Genomic DNA, 16011 nt, shown 5'->3' with positions numbered 1-16011 from the left:
CCGGTTTCAGAGATTAATAACAATGACGACATTTCCCGTTTCCATCAGCCTGTCGAGCTACGGCGCCGATCTGGTTCGCCAGCGCGGACAACACAGTTTCATTGAGTTGCTGGCCAATGCTGGCGTGTCCCGCATCGAGCTGCGCGAAGAACTGTTGACCACAGAAGACCCGATCGCCTTTAGCCAGTCCGTACAACAACTGGGGCTGGAGTGCGTATTCTCCTCGCCATTGGAACTGTGGGAAGCCGGGCAATCACGTCCCAATACCCAACTGCTCGCCACCCTGAAGCGGGCCCACGCGTTCGGCGCCCAATGGCTGAAGGTGTCGCTGGGCTATTTCACTGAACACTGTGACATGCAGAACCTCGCAGCCTGCCTGAACCAGCAACCGGTGCGACTGCTGGTGGAAAACGACCAGACCTCCTATGGCGGGCGCATTGAACCCATGCAGCGCTTTTTCGATCAGGTTGAGCAGCAGCAAGCGCCCATCAGCATGACGTTCGATATCGGCAACTGGCAGTGGCAGGACCAGTCGGCCAGCACCGCTGCCCGCCTGCTGGGCCGCTACGTCACTTACCTGCACTGCAAAGGCGTGGTCCGTCGCCCGGACGGCAAGTTGGTCGCAACGCCACCGACTGCCATCGACTTGCAACAGTGGCAACACCTGATGACCCACATGCCCCACGGCCTGACCCGTGCCATCGAATACCCGCTGCAGGGCGCGGATCTCGACGGTCTGACCCAGGCCCATGTTGCCGTGCTGGCCCGCTTGAGCCAGAAGCAACAGGAGCTGAGCCATGTCTAAGGTTGATGTGTTGTCGTTTGGCGAAACCATGGCCATGCTGGTCGCCGAGCACACCGGTGATCTGGCGCAAGTCGGGCAGTTCCACAAGCGCATCGCCGGGGCTGACAGCAACGTAGCCATCGGCCTTGCCCGGCTGGGTTTCAATGTCACCTGGCTGAGCCGCGTAGGCGCCGACTCCCTGGGGCGTTTTGTACTCGACACGCTGCAAGCCGAAGGCCTGGACTGCCAGCATGTTGAAATCGATCCGCTGAACCCCACCGGCTTTCAGCTCAAGTCCCGCGTCGATGATGGCAGCGACCCGCAGGTCGAATACTTCCGTCGCGGTTCGGCCGCCAGTCACCTGAACAGTTCTGCGCTCAATGCGCAGTTGCTCAGTGCCAGGCATTTGCACGCCACCGGCATCCCCCCTGCACTCTCGCCGAGCTGCAATGCGTTGTCCTTCGATTTGATGAAGTCGATGCGCGCCGCAGGCAGCAGCGTGTCGTTCGACCCCAATCTGCGACCTTCGCTATGGGCCAGCGAGCAACAGATGATCCGCGACATCAACGCCCTCGCCGCCTGTGCCGACTGGGTACTGCCGGGCCTGAGCGAAGGCCGGATACTGACCGGCTACGACGACCCGGCTGATATTGCCGCGTTCTACCTCGACCAGGGCGCGGAAGCAGTGATCATCAAACTGGGTGCCAAAGGTGCGTTCTATCGCACGGCCCAGGATGAACAATTTATCCCGGCCGTACCCGTGGCCAACGTCATCGACACCGTCGGTGCCGGTGATGGCTTTGCCGTCGGGGTGGTCAGTGCCTTGCTGGAAAACCTCGGATTTGCCCAGGCCGTACAACGGGGCAACTGGATCGGCAGCCGTGCCGTACAGAGCCGTGGCGACATGGAGGGTTTGCCGACCCGTGCCGAACTGAACACCTACAGCGCGCTGCCCGCGTCCCTTTAAACACCGTCATTGGCTTCATTTGTAACCTGCTGCGAAAAAACAAAAACAAGCTCAGGAGCACCTCACATGCAATCGCTAAAACTCGCCGCCCGTCGCTGGTGGTACATCATGCCGATCGTGTTTATCACCTACAGTCTGGCGTACCTTGACCGAGCCAACTACGGCTTCGCCGCTGCCTCCGGGATGGCCGAAGACCTCAATATCACCCCAGGCCTGTCGTCATTGCTGGGCGCGCTGTTCTTCCTGGGGTATTTCTTCTTCCAGGTACCCGGTGCCATCTACGCCCAGAGAAACAGCGTCAAAAAGCTGATTTTTGTCAGCCTGATCCTTTGGGGCAGCCTCGCCACACTGACCGGCGTGGTCTCCAACGCCTACTGGCTGATCGCTATCCGCTTTATGCTCGGGGTGGTTGAAGCCGCCGTGATGCCGGCGATGCTTGTGTACCTGTGTCATTGGTTCACCCGTGCCGAACGCTCACGCGCCAACACCTTCCTGATCCTGGGTAACCCGGTGACCATGCTCTGGATGTCGGTGGTCTCTGGCTATCTGGTACAGCATTACAGCTGGCGCTGGATGTTTATCGTCGAAGGCCTGCCTGCAGTGTTCTGGGCGTTTATCTGGTGGCGCCTGGCCGATGACCGTCCAAGCGAAGCCAAATGGCTGAGCAACCAGGAGAAAGTGGACCTGCAAAGCGCGCTGGATGCCGAGCAAGTCGGCATGAAGCCGGTGAAAAACTATGCAGCTGCGTTCCGTACACCGGCCGTTATCCTGCTGGCCTTGCAGTTCTTTTGCTGGAGTATCGGCGTGTACGGCTTTGTGCTGTGGTTGCCGTCGATCCTCAAGCAGGGCGCGCAGATGGACATGATCGAAGCGGGCTGGCTTTCTGCCCTGCCGTATCTGGCAGCGGTCATCGCCATGCTGGTGGTGTCCTGGGGCTCGGACAAACTGCAAAAGCGCAAACGCTTTGTCTGGCCGCCGCTGCTGATCGCGTCTATCGCGTTCTACGGATCCTACATGCTGGGCGCCGAACACTTCTGGTGGTCCTACGCATTGCTGGTGATCGCCGGTGGTTGCATGTACGCACCCTATGGCCCGTTTTTCGCCATCATCCCGGAAATCCTGCCCTCCAACGTGGCCGGTGGCGCTATGGCCCTGATTAACAGCATGGGCGCGCTGGGCTCATTTGCAGGCTCGTACCTGGTTGGCTATCTGAACAGCTCCACCGGCTCCACCGGTGCATCCTTCTTGTTGATGAGCGGTGCCCTGATGATTTCGGTGCTCCTGACACTGATGCTCAAACCCGCTGCCAAAGACCCTGCTGCGCCGCACCACAGTACTTCGCAACGCCTGGCCCACTCTTGAATTCAACGTTGGTGATTCCCTTGAAAAAGAATGTCGTGCTCTACAAAGAACTGTCCCAGGCGCTGATGCAGCGCCTAGAAGCCCACGCCAATGTCACGCTGATCGAGCGCCTGGACGCCGACGGCATGAACACATTGCGTGCCGCCCTGCCCCAGGCCCAGGGAATACTGGGGGCAAGCCTGAAGCTGGACGCGCAGTTGCTGGATCTGGCGCCAGATCTTGAAGTGGTGTCCAGCGTCTCGGTGGGTGTCGACAATTACGACATCGATTACCTGACCGAACGTAAAATCCAGCTCACCAATACACCTGACGTGCTCACCGAGACCACCGCAGACACCGGCTTCGCCCTGGTACTGGCCAGCGCCCGCCGCGTGGTGGAACTGGCCAATATGGTGCGTAATGGCCAATGGCAAAAAAACGTCGGCCCCGAGCATTTCGGCACCGACGTGCATGGCAAGACCCTGGGCATTATCGGCATGGGCCGCATTGGTGAAGCCCTGGCCCAACGCGGCCACTTTGGCTTCGGAATGCCGGTGATTTACCACAGCAATTCGCCCAAGCCCGCTGTTGAAGCGCGCTTCAACGCGCAATACCGCAGCCTGGATGAGTTATTGCAGCAAGCCGACTTTATCTGCCTGACCCTGCCCCTGACCGCTCAGACCGAAGGCCTGATCGGTGCCGGGCAATTTGCCCTGATGCGTCCCGAGAGCATCTTTATCAATATCTCGCGGGGCAAGGTGGTGGACGAAGCGGCGCTGATTCATGCCTTGCAAAACGGCCAGATACGGGCTGCCGGGCTTGACGTATTCGAGCGCGAACCGCTGGAGCTGACCTCGCCCTTGCTGAAACTGGATAACGTGGTGGCCACCCCGCATATCGGCTCGGCCACGTTCGAGACCCGCGAAGCAATGGCGCGCTGTGCGGTCGATAATCTGCTGGCGGCATTGGCCGGTGACCGCCCGGCCAACCTGGTTAACCCGCAAGCACTGCGCTAATCACTTGCCGCTTTTGATATTGGTCCAGATACGGGTGCGTACCCGGTCGATATTCAGCGGCATGGCCTCCAGCGCAAACAACGTGTCCATCATTGCAGGGGTTGGATAGACCTTGGTGTCAGCCTTGATTTCAGGGCTGACCAAGGCATCTGCCTGCTCGTTGCCATTGGCGTAATGCACATGGTTGGTGATACCGGCCATCACGTCCGGGCGCAGCAGGTAGTTCATAAAGCTATAGGCAGCTTTTTCGTCCGGTGCGTCGCTGGGCATGGCAACCATGTCAAACCAGATGGCGGCACCTTCCTTGGGAATCCTGTAGCCGATTTCGACGCCGTTATTGGCTTCTTTGGCCCGGGTTTCGGCCTGCAGAATGTCTCCCGAAAAGCCGACTGCCACGCAGATATTGCCGTTGGCCAAGTCACTGGTGTACTTCGATGAATGGAAGTAGCTGATATAGGGCCGGACTTTGAGCAGCAACTCTTCAGCCTTCTTGTAGTCGGCCGGGTTCTTGCTGTGATGGGGCAAGCCCAGGTAGTTGAGCGCCGCGGGCAGGATTTCCGGGCCATTGTCGAGAATCGCTACGCCACAGGATTTGAGCTTTTCCATGTTTTCGGGCTTGAAGATCAAGTCCCAGGAATCCACCGGCGCATCGTCACCCAACACGGCCTTGACCTTGGCGATGTTGTAGCCAATCCCGGTACTGCCCCACAGATAGGGAAACCCGTGCTCGTTGCCCGGATCATTGACCTGCAGCGCCTTGAGCAGCACCGGGTTGAGGTTCTTCCAGTTCGGCAACTGGCTCTTGTCGAGTTTCTTCAGGGCCTTGCCCTGGATCTGCCGCGCCATGAAGTGGTTGGAGGGAAACACCACGTCATAACCCGATGAGCCCGTCATCAACTTGCCATCCAGCGTCTCGTTGCTGTCGAACACGTCATAGCTGAACGCAATACCGGTATCGCGCTGGAAGTTCTTCATCGTGTCAGGAGCAATGTAGTCCGACCAGTTATAGACCTTCACAGTTTCGGCGGCCTGACACAGCGTACCGGCCAGCATCAGGGGCAACAGGGTCATACGGATCATGATTCGATTCCTTGCATATTTTGGGCAGCTGTTTTTATTGGCAGGTTTCGGCGATCAAAGGATCAATACATAGGTCTTGCGCACGGTTTCCTGGATGTCCCAGATTCCGGTGCTGTTGGCAGGCAACATCAGTGCATCGCCCGCTTCGATTGTCAGGGGTTCACCGTTATCCGGGGTGAAGGTGCAGCGGCCCTGGATAAAGTGACAGAACTCTTGCGCCACGATCTGGCGACGCCAGCGGCCCGGGGTGCATTCCCAGATGCCGGTTTCGACGCCGTCGCTACGTTCGACACAGGTGACTGACGTCACCGCCACCGGCGTACCGAGCGGTACGGCGACGGGGAAAGACTCGTGCAAGGCCACGTGGGCGGTATTTTTGAATTGAGTGATGCTCATGGGATGCTTCCTGTTAAGCGCAAGTGTGGGTTAATGCATGAAACCTTCCATAAACCCGGCCATGCGGCTGGCAAATTGCCGACGCCAGGGCGGGCTGTCCGGATTGGCCAGGGTTTTGTCTTCGTACACAAAGCTGCGAATGATCGCGTTGTAGCCCAGCCAGCGGCACGGCTCGGGCTCCCAGGCCTTGAGTGCGCCGAGACCGCCTTCGGTCAACACCCACGGTTGCCTGACCTCAAGGGTGTCGCGCTGCAAAATCAGGTCTGCCAGGGTGCGCCCGCCCAAATGACTGGCGCCTACCCCCTCTCCGCCGTACCCACCGGCCAACGCAATGCCCTGCTGGCGATCACAGAGCATGTGCGGCTGAAACCGTCGCGACATCCCCAGATTGCCGCCCCAGGCGTGAGTGATCTCCACATCTTTAAGCTGCGGGAACAGTTCGCCAAACAGATAGCGACGCAGTTGGACTTCGTCCTTGCTCAGATCAAAGTTCTCGCGCAAGCGCCCGCCAAACTGATAGCCACCCCGGGCCCCGAACACCAGGCGGTTGTCCGCAGTGCGCTGGCCGTAGGTGACTTGACGGCTGCTTTCGCTGAAGGCCTGGCCTCGGGACAGGCCGATGCCGTCCCAAGTGGCTTGCGACAAGGGTTCGGTAGCCACCAGCAGGCTCTGCACAGGCAATTGATAACGCCCAAGAGGGGCCAGGGTGTTGGCGTAGCCTTCCACGGCTGGCACCACCCACCGGCTGCGGACCTGGGCCCTGGCAGTGCGGGCAAAACCTGCGCGCCATTCGGTTACCGGGCTTTGTTCATAAATCTTCACCCCCATGCGCTCAACGGCACGGGCCAGGCCGCGTACCAGTTTGGCAGGGTGAATGGTTGCAATATGGGGTGTGAAAATCCCGCCATAGGGTTTGGCGACGCGGATCTGCTGTTCCAGTTCGGCGGGGCTTAACCAACGGTAGTCGGACTCGTCCAGGCCTTCGGCATAAAGACTCGCCAGATAGCTGCGCAAGCTGGCTTCCTGCTCCGGATAGCGGGCCGCGCAATACAGCCCGCCCCCTTTGCGGTAATCACACTCGATCCCTTCACGATCAATGACGCTCTTTACTTCATCGGGAATGCCGTGCAGCAAATCGAAGGATTGGCGCCGCTGCTCCACAGACAGGCCTGCGAGCAAGCGGTCTTCACCCAGCAAGTTGCCCATCAACCAGCCACCGTTGCGTCCGGAAGCGCCAAAGCCTGCTGTTTGCGCCTCAACGATGGCGATACTCAGTTCAGGCGCATGGCGTTTGAGGTAGTACGCCGTCCAGAGTCCGGTGTAACCGGCGCCGATAATGACCACATCGACATCCAGGTCGTGCTCAAGGGACGGGCGAGGTACGAGTTCCTCCCCAAGCTGGTCCATCCACAAACTGATTGAGCGCCATGCTGGCATTACCGACTCCACACCGATCCAAGAATGGCTCGATCCTAGTCGTTGGCCTCTGGCGCGTCTTGCGTGCGTGCCCGCAAAGAAATTTGTTTGGCGTAGGCCTTGGGCGATTGCCCGGTGTGCTGGCGAAAACAGCTGTAAAACGCTGATATCGAGTTGAACCCCGCCGAAAAAGCCAGCTCATCGACTTTGACAGGGGTTGCGGCCACATCCATCGCCGCCAGTACATGGCGCAGCCGTGCCTGGTTCACATAGCGATAAAAGCTGAGCCCCAGCACCTGGTTGAGCAGATAGGACATCTGATTGCGGGTGTAACCGCACGCTTTGGCCACTTGTTGCAGGTCCAGGTCGGGATCGAGCCAGGGTTGCTGGCGTTCGAAATAGGTTTGCAGGTCCTGGGCCATGAAGCTCAATTGCCGGGCCGAAAGCCCAAGGCGGCTGACCGCAGGCCGCAACGATCCCGGACGTGCGCAATGAGCGGCGGCTTCGTGAACCAGAGAGGCGTACTCATTGACCCTCCAGATCAGCCCGTCACGCACGGTAATGGCTTCGCTGGCCCGGAAGGACACCAGGCCCTGGCTGCCGCGCAGGGTCATGCGGTACTGGATAAAGGCGGTATTGCCATCCAGGCGGATACGATCGCTGTGTTCGAGTGCTTCATCCGGTTCTCTGGGCATGGACGACTGCACATACTCGCGCAGTTCATCGAGGGTCATGACCCGATTCTGGAAAAAATCGTTGTAGATCACCTCGGGATGATAAAGCGCCATGACTCCATCAAGGTCCCGATGCTTCCAGCACAGGTGATAACGCATCACGGTTTCGCCAGTGGCGCGGGTGTGCTCGGGGCCGTCGTCTAAGGCTGACATAGAGTGCTCGAAGGCAAAAAACAGAGAGTGCCGAGTTTGTGCGCCGGCTTCAATGGCCTTCGACAGGAGATAAAAAGCCTAAGTGCATGATTCATATCAAAACCTGAGCACTCAATCGGCTAACGGGCAAAATAAGGCTTATCGCTATCAGTGTTGGATGCTAGCTTTGAGCTCGCAATACGTGCAAACACACGCGGCCAGAATCGTGCCGCAGCCACAACTTGAGCTAAAGGAATTGCTCTATGTACTCGCAGGGAAACATCAATAAAGTCACCTTCCCGAACGCCTGCCAACTGATGCGCTGGCATTTTCATCCGATGGGCTTCGAGGCGACCATGGACGCGCCGAGCAGCATGATCGCCCGACTGTTTGACCGCGCCAGTGGCGAGACCGTGATTGCGATTGCCGGCATCCCCTGCGCCACGGTCATGAGCCTGGGCCAGTTGGGGCACATCATCCAGGTCGTGGAGGACGAACTCGAAAGCTTCGTACCGCCACAGGCCTGGCAGGCGCAGGCCTGATCAGCGCCTGCGCCTGCATCGCGAGCAAGCCCGCTCCCACATTGACTCTGCCATCAAGGGCATTACCAGACCTGTGGGCGCTGGCTCAGTCCCCCAATGCAGTGCCTTCACGGCGAGGATCGGCACCGGCGGCCCAGCCTTGCTTATCGCGAACGATAACCTGGGTGCCACTGGTCATCTCGATGACGGACACATCGTGCCCTCGATCCTTCAACTGCTGCACCAGTGCCGGGCTGACAAGGCTGGCCTCGACTTCTGTGCCCACGTTGCGGCTACCAAAGTTGGGAAGATTGATCGCCTGCTGAGGATCGAGTTTCCAGTCCACCAGGCCAATCACCGCCTTGTTCACATACTCGATGATCTGGGAGCCACCCGGAGAACCAATGGTGGCAACCAGCTCGCCACTTTTTCGATCGAATACCAGTGTCGGGGCCATTGAAGAACGAGGTCGCTTGCCCGGCTCGATACGGTTGGCCACCGGCTTGCCGTTTTCCTCAGGGACAAAGGAGAAATCAGTCAGTTGGTTGTTCAAGATAAAGCCGTTGGTCATCACATGTGAGCCAAATGCAGCTTCAACCGAGGTGGTCATCGATATGGCGCCGCCCTGATCGTCAACGGCTGCAATTTGCGAGGTGGAAATACGCAGTGGTGATCGATCCGGTGCCAACGCGAGGTTCATCCCTGCGGGAGTCCCCGCCTGGGCGCGCCCCATGCTTCGCTCGCCAACAAGAGATGCCCTGGCCTGCAAATACGCTTTATCGGTCAGCCCTTTCACATTGACCGGCACGTAGTCGCTATCTGCCAGATACAGCGCCCGGTCGGCGTAAGCAAGACGCTCGGCCTCCGAGATCAGGTGCACGGCGCTAACCGCAGGTTCCAGGCCTGCCCCGGTCTTGCTCGGAACGGGTTGCAGGGTGGCCAGATCCAGCGCTGGCGATTTGCTTTGCAGGACTTCGAGAATCCCCAGGGTCTGCAGCACGGCAACGCCACCTGAGGACGGCGGCGGCATGCCGCAGACTTGCCACTGTTTATAGTCACCGCACACTGGCTGACGCTCTATGGCCCGGTAACTGCTGATGTCGGACAGGGACAGGGTGCCGGGGTTGGTGTGGGACCTGACCTGATTCACCATCCCCTGCGCCACGGCGCCCTGATAGAAGGCGTCGGCCCCGCGTGTAGCGATGGCATCCAGGGTCTGGGCCAGCTCAGGGTTTTTAAGCAGTGTGCCGACCGGCAAAGGCTGCCCCTGGTCCGTCAGGAAGTACTTGGCCATTTGCGGTGAAGCGGCGATGAAGGGGTCGGCGGTGATTTGGGTATGCAGGCGTTTGGAGACAGGAAACCCTTCGCGCGCCAGTTCAATGGCAGGCTGGAACAGGTCACGCCAAGGCAGTTTGCCATGTTGCTGATGGGCCATTTCCAGCGCTCTGAGCACCCCCGGCACGCCCACCGAACGCCCGCCGATCTGGGCCTGCGTAAAAGGGATCGGCTGGCCGTCTTTACCCATGAACATATGGCTAGTGGCACCTGCCGGGGCCGTTTCCCGGCCATCAAAGGCCTGAACCCGCTTGCCGTCCCAGTACACGATGAACGCACCGCCGCCGATGCCGCTTGCCTGAGGCTCTACCAGTGCGAGCACGGCTTGCATGGCGATGGCCGCATCAATTGCCGATCCACCCTTGCGCAGCATCTGCTGCCCTGCAGCGGTTGCCAATGGATTGGCTGCCGCGGCCATGTGACGGGTTGCATGCACGGGGGCCATGCCAGCCCGAAAGCCCGAGGAAATCTCGGGTGCAGGGGGCAATTCGGAGGCTTTATCAGGTGGCTGGTATCCGCTGCTGCAGCCCCCGATCAAGAGGGCAAGGGCCGATAAACCAATAGCACGGGCGTGGTTGTTTTTGGCAAGCAGGGTATTGATCAAAAGAAGTTCCTTCACTTTTTTGTTTTACGGACATCACTCATTAAACAGGCCTGTCGCGAATTGGTGACCCGCGCAGTGTATCTATACGTACTGAAACGTAGTGGCCACTTTTGCCTGAAACGTTGCAACAATCACTGACAGGCATTCTTGACCGTCGAGCCATCCGGAGCAATTTTCCCGGCCTGGAGGATAAAAACCATGTCCTTGATTCGTCATTATCTCCCTGAAAATCCACACCTTCATTGAGCCCTGGCACTACTGATCAGGCAGCGGATTCGCTACTATGCACGCACATGCGAAACACGCAGCCCTACCCCCTTGGAGCACCGAATGCCCAGCCAAAAGGACACCGCAGCCCCAAGCACCGCACCGGTGATTCCTGACCAGCGCCGCGAGCTGATCCTGCGACAATTGCGCAAGCACCAGATACTGAGTGTCCATCAGTTGATGGAGATGTTCGACTGCTCGCACATGACCGTACGCCGCGATATCGCCTTGCTGGAGCAAGAGGGGCGCGCCTATTCGGTAACGGGTGGTGTACGGATTGCCAGCCAACTGCACAGCGAGCCCAGTCATCAGCTCAAGGCAGTGGTCGAGTTGCCGCAAAAGCAAGCCATGGCCAGGCTCGCGTCCCGACTTCTGCATGCCGACATGACGGTGTACCTGGATGCCGGTACCAGCACGCTGGAAATTGTGCCCTATGTGAAGGCACTGACGGGCATGACCGTAGTGACCAACGATTTTGGCGTGGTTCAAGCCTTGCTGGACGCCCCCCAGGTGACGGTCATTCATACCGGCGGGCAGCTTGATCACTCCAACCATTCCTGTGTCGGCAACCTGGCCGTCGCGACCTTGCGCCAGATAGTCACGGACGTCGCCTTTATTTCCACCAGCTCCTGGGATTTGCGTCGCGGCATTACCACCCCTTCGGCGTTGAAGGTGGAGGTCAAGCAGGTGGCGATGCATTCAGCCTCGCAAGTGGTGCTGATCGCCAGCAGCTCCAAGTACGGCACGTTCAGCATGTACAAGATCGCGGGGCTTGAGCAGTTCGACATCATCATCAGCGATGATGCCCTTGCGGCCGCGGCAGCCGACGGGATTCGCAAGCAGGGTATCGAACTCTTGTTACCGGGCGATCAAAAGCCGGCCTGACAAACAGCGCCGGTACTGGCTGCAATTGTGGGCGCGGGCTTGCTCGCGATGGTCTTCAGAGGGGCGCATTGACTCAGTCAATACGCGTCATCGTTAACGATCATCGCGAGCAAGCCCGCTCCCACAGCGGCAGAAATCACTTGAGTGAACGCCTGATCAGCGTGCCCTCCACTCCCGTAACCACTGCAGCCCCGCCGAAGTGTCTCCCTTGGGGCGGTACTCGCAGCCGACCCAGCCGTCATAGCCCAACTCGTCCATCAGGTCGAACAGGAACGGGTAATTGAGCTCCCCCAAATCGGGCTCATGACGATCAGGCACACCTGCAATCTGAATGTGACCGATCCCGTCAAAGTCGCGACGAAGCTTGGTGGCCAGGTCCCCTTCCACTATCTGGCAGTGATAGCAGTCGAACTGAACCTTGAGATTGGCCGCGCCCACCTCCTTGCAAATGGCGTGGGCCTGATCCTGGCGGTTGAGGAAAAACCCGGGCATGTCTCGCGTATTGATCGGCTCCAGCAACACGGTGATGCCCGCCTGGCTCGCTTGAGCCGTCGCGTACGAGAGGTTTTCCAGGTACACGCCATGGTGGCGTGCACGCTCGGCTGGCGAAGGCAGCAACCCCGCCATCACATGGATACGGCTGTTGCCCAGGACTGCGGCGTACTCCAGCGCGCGGTCGAAGCCCGAGCGAAACTCATGCTCGCGGCCCGGCAAGGTTGCAATGCCCCGCTCTCCCGCCGCCCAGTCTCCGGGCGGCGCGTTGAACAGGGCCTGGACCAGGCCGTTGTCGCTCAGGCGCTGCTTGAGTTCCTGGGCGCTGTAGTCGTAAGGAAACAGATACTCCACCGCTTCAAAACCATCGGCCGCCGCCGCGGCGAAACGATCCAGAAAAGCGTGCTCCGGGTACAGCATGCTGAGGTTGGCAGCAAAACGAGGCATGTTAACTCCTTGGGAAATGGGTCAGACAAATGGCCAGATCACCAGCGTGATCAAGAAGCCGAGCGTGCCCAGCAACGTCGTGATCACGGTCCAGGTGCGCAAACCGTCCGCGACGTTGAGCCCGGCCAGTTTCGTGAAAATCCAGTAGCCCGCGTCGTTGATGTGCGACATGGCCAACCCGCCACCGCCCATGGCCAGGCACAGCAGCGCCATGTGGTTGGGCGTCAGGTCAAGGGTGACGATCAGCGGGCTGATGATACCTGCGGTAGTCACCAGCGCCACAGTGGTCGAACCTTGTACCGCACGCAGCAACATGGTCAGTAGGAACCCCAGGGCCAGCACGGGCAACCCTGTGGTACGCAACATGTCGGAGACCACCGCGCCGATCCCGGTGTCGACCAGCACCTTGCCGAATACACCCCCTGCACCGGCAATCAGGATGACCATGGCCACGCCGGGCAGGGCCGAACCGATGACATCAGAAACCTGGGTGCGGCTCCAGCCACGGCGCGAGCCGAGCAGCCAGGCACACAGCAAGGTGTCCAGCAACAGCGCCACCAGCGGTGCGCCGAGCACGGTCATGATCCCGCGCAAGGTCGATTCCGGGGGCAGCAACGAGTTAGCCAGAGTGCCCAGCAGGATCAGCACGATGGGAAACAGGATCAGGCCTGAAATCAGTGCAAAGCCGGGCGGCGGTGCCGGCGGCAGCCTGGAGACGATACTGCTGGTGGATTCCTCCAGCCCCATGTGGGTCTCGGCGACAGCCGCTTTTACCGTGTCGGTTGACTGGCCATTGGTCCATGCCGCCAAGTCTTCGTTGGTCACATGCGGGCCATAGACTTCAGCGCGAATGTCATCGCTCATCGGGTAGAAGCGGCGCGTCATGCGCCCGGCCACCCGGTAGCCGACGTAGCACAGGAAGGCCGTGATCGGCAGGCCGAACATCAGCACACGACCGAGGTCAGCCCCCAGCTGACTTGCCGCCGCGACAGCGCCCGGATGGGGTGGCAAAAAAGCATGCACGGTGAGCAGCGCCGCGCACATCGGCAACGCAAACACCAACAGCGGTTTACGAGCTCTGCGCGCCACTCCGTAAGCCAGCGGCATCAGAATGATCACCCCGACCTCGAAGAACACCGGTACACCAATGATAAAACCGGCAACCGTCAGCGCCAACGGCGTGCGACGGTTGCCGAAGCGCTCCATCAACGTCTTGGCCAGTGCCTCGGCACCGCCGGAAAGCTCGATGATCCGTCCGATCATTGCGCCCAGCGCGATGATGATCGCAATGTGACCAAGGGTCTTGCCCATGCCGCCTTCGATGGTTGCCACCAGATCCGCCGGTTTCACCCCGGCCACCAATGCCACCAGAATGCTGACCAGCATCAGGGCCACGAAAGGTTGAAACTTGTACTTGAGCACCAGGAACAGCAACAGCGCGATCCCGGCTCCGGCAGTCAACATCAGAATGAACGGGCTCATGACTGCCGCGCTCCAGGTTGAACGAAGGGTGGGCGAATGCCACTTAAAACATGAGTGATACGGTGATCGTATGCCATGAGGTCAGTCCTGTTGTTATTGTTTTCAGGCAAGCCGCTCCCCACAGGAGTAGCACTGCTGCTCCCGGGCATAGCCTGCATTAGCGGTGTATCGGCCCTACCAGTGAACGTTGAACGCTTCTCGCAATTCATCCAGGGCGAGTTGATCCAGCGGCTGCGGACGCGGGTCGCTCATCAGCCACAGTCGTGCCGTTTCCTCGAGCTCCTCCAGGGCATAACTGGCCTTGGATACGGAGCTCTCCCAGACCACCGGGCCGAGCCGTTCGAGCATCACGCCCCGCACGCTGTTGGCGAGTTGCGCGACTTGCTCGGCCACCTTTGGGGAGCCCGGCCGTTGATAACCGATCAATGGGATGTGCCCGACCTTCATCACCTGGTAAGGCGTCAACGGCGGCAGAATGTCATCCGGTTGCCATACCCCGGCCAGGGTTAATGCCACCAGATGGGTGGAATGGGTATGCACCACACCACCGACGCCTGGATTGCGGTCATAGACCTGACGATGCAGGGCCAGGGTTTTCGACGGCTTGTCACCGGACACCCACTCTCCCGCGAGGTTGACCTTGGCGATGGCCGCTGGATCAAGACGACCCAGGCAGGCATCGGTGGGGGTAATCAGCCACCCATCGTCAAGACGGGCGCTGATATTGCCAGCGCTGCCCACGGTGTAGCCGCGCTGATACAGGCTGCGACCCACGTCGCAAATTTCCTCGCGCAATGCGGCTTCGCGACTCATTGCGCACCTCCGGCCAGTTGCTTCAAAGCCTTGTCGAAAAATTCCCGGCAACCAAAATTGCCTGACTTGAGCGCAAGCGCCAAAGGCTCATCGGTGCTGCTGACCGTGGCAGGCACGCCCGGATCGATCTGCGCCCCGATCTGCAACAGTTGCACCCCCAACGCCTGCACCACCGCGCCCGAGGTTTCACCGCCTGCGATCACGAAGCGACGCACGCCAGTACTCAGCAGACCTTTGGCAATGTCGCCAAAGGCGCGCTCTACCAGGCTGCCAGCCTGCTCGACACCCAGTTGCTGTTGCACCGACTTGACCTCGTCCGGCGAGCTGGTGGCATAGATCAATACGGTCTGCCCGTGTTCCCTGGCGAAAGCCAGTGCCTGGGCAACAACCGGCTCTCCGGCTGCCAGGGCCAACGGGTCAATGCGCAAGGCCGGTCGGCCAGACTCAAGCCACGCAGCAACTTGCCCATTGGTCGCGACAGAGGCACTCCCCGCCAGGACCACTTCCCCTCCCGAAACCGTGGGCAAGGACGACGCATCCAGCTGCCTCAGCTTGCCTGCGCGACGGAAGTTTTCCGGCAGCCCCAGCGCCAGACCCGAACCACCGGTCAGCAGAGGCAGGTCGGCACAGGCCGTGCCCAGGGTGTAAAGGTCCTCATCGCTCAATGCATCGGCGATGGCCATGCCAATACCTTGCGCCCGCAATTCGGCGATTTTTCCGCGTACGTGTTCAGCGCCCAGTGCAATGCTGTCGTAGCGCAGCAACCCGACCTTCAGGGTGGTCTGGGATTGCAGGACACGTACCAGATTGGCATCGGTCATGGGCGTCAGCGGATGGTGCTGCATCCCCGACTCACTGAGCAGTTGATCCTGCACAAACAAGTGGCCACGAAAGATGGTTCGCCCGTTCTCCGGGAATGCCGGACAGGCCAGGGTGAAATCACTGCCCAGCGCCTCGAGCAATGCTTCGCAGACCTGGCCGATGTTCCCGGCGGCTGTGGAGTCGAACGTGGAGCAATACTTGAAGAAAATCTGCTCGCAACCTTGCTCTCGCAACCAGTTCAACGCCGCCAGGGATTCTGCGACAGCGTCTTGGGTCGGCATGGTGCGGGATTTCAGTGCGATCACAATGGCGTCGGCGTCGAGCCCGGCGGCGACTTCGCTACCGGGAATGCCAATGCTTTGCACCGTGCGCATGCCACCGCGTACCAGCATATTGGCCAGATCCGTGGCGCCAGTGAAGTCATCGGCGATGCACCCCAGCAACGGGCGGGCGATGGAAGTAGTCATGACGCGGCCC

Annotated in this window: 15 protein-coding genes; 6 read left to right on the top strand and 9 right to left on the bottom strand. The window is 59.9% G+C overall.

Annotation, left to right across the window (positions count from 1 at the left end; translation table 11 throughout):
- Positions 1 to 22 precede the first annotated feature (22 nt).
- The 4 genes from KO536_RS10215 (at position 23) to KO536_RS10200 (ending at position 4108) form a co-directional block, all read left to right on the top strand.
- On the top strand, positions 23 to 805 hold the full coding sequence (locus tag KO536_RS10215) for a sugar phosphate isomerase/epimerase (protein WP_219261841.1): 783 nt from the start codon (positions 23 to 25) through the stop codon (positions 803 to 805).
- Entirely contained in the window at positions 798 to 1751 is a 954-nt protein-coding gene (locus KO536_RS10210) for a sugar kinase (RefSeq protein WP_133078029.1), read from the top strand. Before KO536_RS10215 ends, KO536_RS10210 begins: the two co-directional genes overlap by 8 nt.
- A 66-nt stretch (positions 1752 to 1817) precedes the next feature.
- On the top strand, positions 1818 to 3113 hold the full coding sequence (locus tag KO536_RS10205; RefSeq protein ID WP_219261840.1) for an MFS transporter: 1296 nt from the start codon (positions 1818 to 1820) through the stop codon (positions 3111 to 3113).
- Positions 3114 to 3133: 20 nt separating this feature from the next.
- Complete coding sequence (locus KO536_RS10200; protein ID WP_133078027.1) at positions 3134 to 4108, top strand: NAD(P)-dependent oxidoreductase; 975 nt, start codon at positions 3134 to 3136, stop codon at positions 4106 to 4108.
- Here KO536_RS10200 and KO536_RS10195 read toward each other — a convergent pair whose 3' ends face one another.
- From KO536_RS10195 to KO536_RS10180, 4 genes are read right to left on the bottom strand one after another with little or no spacing between them, the layout of a single operon-like run.
- Positions 4109 to 5188 carry a polyamine ABC transporter substrate-binding protein gene (locus KO536_RS10195; RefSeq protein WP_133078026.1) on the bottom strand — a complete coding sequence of 360 codons (1080 nt, stop codon included), beginning with the start codon at positions 5186 to 5188 and terminating at the stop codon, positions 4109 to 4111.
- A gap of 54 nt (positions 5189 to 5242) precedes the next feature.
- Positions 5243 to 5584, bottom strand: a complete 342-nt coding sequence (locus KO536_RS10190) for a cupin domain-containing protein (protein ID WP_133078025.1) — start codon at positions 5582 to 5584, stop codon at positions 5243 to 5245.
- Between the two features lie 30 nt (positions 5585 to 5614).
- Entirely contained in the window at positions 5615 to 7021 is a 1407-nt protein-coding gene (locus tag KO536_RS10185) for an FAD-binding oxidoreductase (RefSeq protein WP_219261839.1), read from the bottom strand.
- 35 nt (positions 7022 to 7056) lie between these two features.
- Positions 7057 to 7887, bottom strand: a complete 831-nt coding sequence (locus KO536_RS10180; protein WP_219261838.1) for an AraC family transcriptional regulator — start codon at positions 7885 to 7887, stop codon at positions 7057 to 7059.
- A 242-nt stretch (positions 7888 to 8129) separates the two neighbouring features.
- Here KO536_RS10180 and KO536_RS10175 point away from each other — a divergent pair, with 242 nt between their 5' ends.
- Positions 8130 to 8408, top strand: a complete 279-nt coding sequence (locus tag KO536_RS10175; RefSeq protein ID WP_219261837.1) for a DUF1652 domain-containing protein — start codon at positions 8130 to 8132, stop codon at positions 8406 to 8408.
- Between the two features lie 85 nt (positions 8409 to 8493).
- Here KO536_RS10175 and ggt read toward each other — a convergent pair whose 3' ends face one another.
- Positions 8494 to 10326, bottom strand: a complete 1833-nt coding sequence (ggt, locus tag KO536_RS10170) for a gamma-glutamyltransferase (RefSeq protein ID WP_219261836.1) — start codon at positions 10324 to 10326, stop codon at positions 8494 to 8496.
- Between the two features lie 330 nt (positions 10327 to 10656).
- On the opposite strand from ggt, the gene KO536_RS10165 reads away from it, so the two are divergent.
- Positions 10657 to 11478, top strand: coding sequence for a DeoR/GlpR family DNA-binding transcription regulator (locus KO536_RS10165; protein WP_133078020.1), 822 nt, complete (start codon positions 10657 to 10659; stop codon positions 11476 to 11478).
- A gap of 156 nt (positions 11479 to 11634) precedes the next feature.
- Here the strand turns inward: KO536_RS10165 and otnI are convergent, their stop codons facing one another.
- From otnI to otnK, 4 genes are all read right to left on the bottom strand, one after another.
- The gene (gene otnI / locus KO536_RS10160; RefSeq protein ID WP_219261835.1) at positions 11635 to 12417 is read right to left on the bottom strand and encodes a 2-oxo-tetronate isomerase; all 783 of its coding nucleotides are present in this window, start codon (positions 12415 to 12417) and stop codon (positions 11635 to 11637) included.
- Positions 12418 to 12438: 21 nt separating this feature from the next.
- Positions 12439 to 13899: an SLC13 family permease gene (locus KO536_RS10155; protein WP_219261834.1), complete on the bottom strand. Its 1461-nt coding sequence runs from the start codon at positions 13897 to 13899 to the stop codon at positions 12439 to 12441.
- 174 nt (positions 13900 to 14073) lie between these two features.
- Complete coding sequence (locus KO536_RS10150) at positions 14074 to 14712, bottom strand: aldolase (protein WP_219261833.1); 639 nt, start codon at positions 14710 to 14712, stop codon at positions 14074 to 14076.
- On the bottom strand, positions 14709 to 16001 hold the full coding sequence (gene otnK / locus KO536_RS10145) for a 3-oxo-tetronate kinase (protein ID WP_219261832.1): 1293 nt from the start codon (positions 15999 to 16001) through the stop codon (positions 14709 to 14711). The genes KO536_RS10150 and otnK overlap by 4 nt, the downstream gene beginning before the upstream one ends.
- Positions 16002 to 16011: the final 10 nt, after the last annotated feature.

The sequence above is a fragment of the Pseudomonas sp. NKUCC02_KPG genome, from assembly GCF_019345465.1.
Lineage (GTDB): Bacteria > Pseudomonadota > Gammaproteobacteria > Pseudomonadales > Pseudomonadaceae > Aquipseudomonas.
This window is presented reverse-complemented; position numbering and strand designations above follow the sequence as displayed.